Raw genomic sequence first — 3,413 nt, 5'->3', positions numbered from 1 at the left:
GCAAGGTATTGCATTTTCTAATTGAGCAACCCATGCTGGCTGAAATTCGATATCCGATGCCATTGAGTTGCGTGATTACCGTCTCGGCCGCCACGATCAAACCCTTGCGCTGCGTTGCAAACGACAAGGCGGCGGGTGCATGCTATCTCCAATTGCCTGTTAAAGCTTGTTTGCGGGCTAAGCTGTTATCCAGAGTCAGCAAGATTTTGCTGGGCAATTGTAACTCAAGCTCAATGCCAGACTGCTCGCCTAGGCCAAGGCTTCGAGATAACCCGTGTTTGAATTCAGGATTAGCCGCGCATTGCAACCAGGCGGAGTTCACTATAAAAATCTTGACTGTAGTCTACGCCATGCGTGAACGCAATTTGATGTTTGTCGCTGGGTAATATCAACCGGATACGCCTTTGCTCTTCACCCCCCCCCAAAAAAACATATAGCTTATTTTATGCCGGGCGGGAACTAGTGCCGGCAGGCTGTCGCCTAACCGGCTTTGAGGCAAGCGGGGTGTACCATGCAAATGCAAAAGGTTAGGTCCAGCACGATAGAGGATGTCGGTTACGACGAGCACACGCATACCATGCGGGTATCTTTCAGGCATGATATGCCCCGGGAGTTTTGTCATGTGCCCGAGCAGACTTTCAAGGCTTTTCTTAACGCCCGTTCCAAAAACCGCTTTTATAAGCGGCATATTCAAGACGCTTTTCCCTGTTAAGGATTTGATATCCCCCACCCCAACCCTCTCCGGCAAGGAGAGGGAACAGAATGCGGATTTATTTTGGACGGGATCCCAACAGGCTTGAGCGGAAATTTCCCTAGGCGGGGCGATTGCGCTTGATTGGCATCGCTGGATGGCTTGGTTAGACAATCCATCCAGCTTGTTTCATTGTTACGATAGTCATTCCACGGTGACGGCTTCGCCGATAACTGCGGCGGGCCGGGTTTCTCCCTTGCCGATTTCCAGCAAGTCCCAGAATAGCAATGCACCGCCCGCCGCCGTCATCAAGCCGAACAGCATGCGCCATATCATGGCCTGCATGAACCAGGGGTGGTTTTGGGCGGCAAAATAGCCGGCCCAAGTGGAACCTTCCATCGCGCGTTCGATGAAGGATTGTTCGTAACCGGCAATCAGCAGCGCCACAGTCATGCCCAGTACGCCGACATTCAACAAAATCGCCGCCGTTTTCCAGCGCCAGCCGTTAACCAAATCGCCGCCCATCCAGACGTTGCCGCGCGCCTGTTGCGCCGCCAGATAGAAGAAGGCTATGTTGATGGTGGCGTAGGCGCCGAAGAAGGCCAAATGACCGTGCGAAGCCGACCATTGCGTGCCGTGGGTATACAGATTGATTTGCGGCAGCGTGTGCATGAAACCCCAGACGCCGGCGCCCAAGAAATTGCCGAAAGCGTGGGCTATTACCCAGGTCAGGGCCGGATGATTGCTGTTTTTGAAGCGGTGCACGCCCGAGTCGTAGATAGAATGCACCACCATGGCCACCAACGGAATAGGTTCCAGCGCGGAGAAAAACCCGCCTATGGTGAACCAGTATTCCGGGGTGCCGATCCAGAAATAATGGTGGCCCAGGCCCAATATGCCGGAACCGAACATCAACGCCACTTCGATATACAGCCAGGTTTGCACCACTTGCCGGCGCACGCCGAGCAGCTTCATCAAACTCCAGGCCATGATGCAGCCGACCAGTACTTCCCAGGTGGCTTCCACCCATAAGTGAATCACCCACCACCACCAGTATTGATCAACCGAGATATTGGTGACGTAAAACATCCCGGCCAGATACAAACCGGCCAAGGCCACCAAGTCCAAGGTCAAGACGCCGGCAATACCGGACCATTGCCCCTTGGCGAAGGTGGCGGCGACGTTATAAAAGAAGGTCAATACAACCGCGACGATGCCGAAGTCCGCCCAGCGTGGGGCTTCGATGTATTCGCGGCCTTCGTTGATCAGCCATAGCGACGTGTCGTTGCCGGCGCCGAACTGGATGAACAGATACACCAACACCACGATGGTCACCGCGCCGGTCAGCACCCAGAACGCCAGTTGGCCCCATTTCAAACCGACGATTTCGACGCCGCTTTCGTCTTCCAGAAACCAGTACACCGACCCCATGAATCCGTAAAGCATCCATACCACCATGGCGTTGATATGCACCATGCGGTTAACGTTGAAATCCAGGATTTCGTACAAAAAGCCCGGAAACAAAAATTGCAGGCCGGCCAATAAACCGAACAGCAGTTGCGCCATGAACAACACCATGGCCACGGTAAAATAATGTACGGCCAGTTTTTGGCCGCCGTTCAAATGCGGGTTGGCCATCAGTACGCCGTAACGTTGTTTGCAACCCGCCCAGCAGACGGCGGCTTTTTCTTGATAGGCTTGTAGCGTCATCTGTTATTCCTCTTCGCCGATGGCTTTGAAATTATGCGGAAAACCGTTGGTATCGATGGTGGACATCCATTTCAGGAAGGCCACGATGGCCTCGGCTTCCGGCTGGGTTATGTCCAGATTCGGCATCTTGCGGTTGGAACCGAAGGTGCGGGCGTTTTTCTCGGGATCGAGCAGGAAGTCGACCATCATTTTCTCGCGCGCCTCCTTGGCAATCCAGCCCTGGTCCAGCCAAGCCTTGGTCAGATCGGGCGCATAATAGGCGCCGTTGCCGAGCAGCGTATGGCAATTCATGCAGTTTTTGGCCTGCACGGTTTTCTTGCCGAGATCGACCAGTTTTTCGGCTTCCTCCTCGCTCAATAACTTGCCGAACAGCGGCGCATCGTCGCCGATGACCGGCTGGTAACGTTGTTTGGCTTTATCGAAGCGGTAGCTGACGTCCTTGTTGATGACGCTATAGGCTTGTACCCGCGTGCCGCCGGGCGTAATTTGGGACAGTGAGTCGAAGGTAAGAAACACCAACAACACAAAGGAAGCTCCCGTTACCCAGATGGCGGTTTTTTTCCAGAATGTTTCAGAGGCCCAGCGTGGGACTTGTTCAGTCATGATGATCTCCAGAGTGAGGGGAATGATCGGGTTCGTCGACATGGGTTGCCACGCAAAGTCCCCAGATAAAACGGGGCATAAAGGCATATCCCAGCGCCATGCTCAGCGACAAGAACAGCCAGTAACCGGTAAAATGGTTTACGCTGCTAAAGATGCCGACGCAAACCAGCAAGGCTGCATAGGCCAGCCAGGCGCCCCAGTAAAACCATGGCCGAGCTTTGATTTTGGCCCAGGCGTATAGCGCCGCGTACAAGGCGGCGCAGAGGATGATCATGGCCGCGCTGAAAAAGCTCAAAAAGAAATCGGATAGGGCTACGGGTTCGACCAGCATGGGGATTCTCCGTTATCAGGGAACGTTTCCTGTAAGGACTCCGTCTCTTTATAGCCCTCACCCCCCTCTCCCGAGGGA

5 protein-coding genes are annotated in these 3,413 nt (G+C 54.2%); 2 read left to right on the top strand and 3 right to left on the bottom strand.

Features of this window, described 5'->3' with window-relative positions:
- Both NP590_RS20295 and NP590_RS20290 read left to right on the top strand, forming a co-directional pair.
- On the top strand, nt 1-386 hold a 386-nt coding region (locus NP590_RS20295), incomplete at its 5' end, for a hypothetical protein (RefSeq protein ID WP_256604564.1).
- Nucleotides 387-511: 125 nt separating this feature from the next.
- The gene (locus tag NP590_RS20290) at nt 512-712 is read left to right on the top strand and encodes a KTSC domain-containing protein (RefSeq protein WP_371927343.1); all 201 of its coding nucleotides are present in this window, start codon (nt 512-514) and stop codon (nt 710-712) included.
- Between the two features lie 183 nt (nt 713-895).
- On the opposite strand, the gene NP590_RS20285 is transcribed toward NP590_RS20290, so the two are convergent.
- The 3 genes from NP590_RS20285 to NP590_RS20275 are packed head-to-tail and all read right to left on the bottom strand — an operon-like array spanning nt 896 to nt 3,335.
- On the bottom strand, nt 896-2,401 hold the full coding sequence (locus NP590_RS20285; RefSeq protein WP_256604563.1) for a cbb3-type cytochrome c oxidase subunit I: 1,506 nt from the start codon (nt 2,399-2,401) through the stop codon (nt 896-898).
- Nucleotides 2,402-2,404: 3 nt separating this feature from the next.
- Nucleotides 2,405-3,004, bottom strand: coding sequence for a c-type cytochrome (locus NP590_RS20280; protein WP_256604561.1), 600 nt, complete (start codon nt 3,002-3,004; stop codon nt 2,405-2,407).
- A complete protein-coding gene (locus tag NP590_RS20275) occupies nt 2,997-3,335 on the bottom strand; it encodes a hypothetical protein (RefSeq protein WP_256604559.1) in 339 nt (112 codons plus the stop codon). Before NP590_RS20275 ends, NP590_RS20280 begins: the two co-directional genes overlap by 8 nt.
- Between the last annotated feature and the right edge of the window lie 78 nt (nt 3,336-3,413).

The organism is Methylomonas subterranea, assembly GCF_024505185.1.
Taxonomy (GTDB): Bacteria; Pseudomonadota; Gammaproteobacteria; order Methylococcales; family Methylomonadaceae; genus Methylomonas; species Methylomonas subterranea.
This window is presented reverse-complemented; position numbering and strand designations above follow the sequence as displayed.

Excerpts from the sequence above, each read along its gene's own strand:
- NP590_RS20290 (WP_371927343.1), top strand. The coding sequence starts at position 512 with ATGCAAATGCAAAAGGTTAGGTCCAGCACGATAGAGGATGTCGGTTAC.
- NP590_RS20285 (WP_256604563.1), bottom strand. The coding sequence starts at position 2,401 with ATGACGCTACAAGCCTATCAAGAAAAAGCCGCCGTCTGCTGGGCGGGT.
- NP590_RS20280 (WP_256604561.1), bottom strand. The coding sequence starts at position 3,004 with ATGACTGAACAAGTCCCACGCTGGGCCTCTGAAACATTCTGGAAAAAA.
- NP590_RS20275 (WP_256604559.1), bottom strand. The coding sequence starts at position 3,335 with ATGCTGGTCGAACCCGTAGCCCTATCCGATTTCTTTTTGAGCTTTTTC.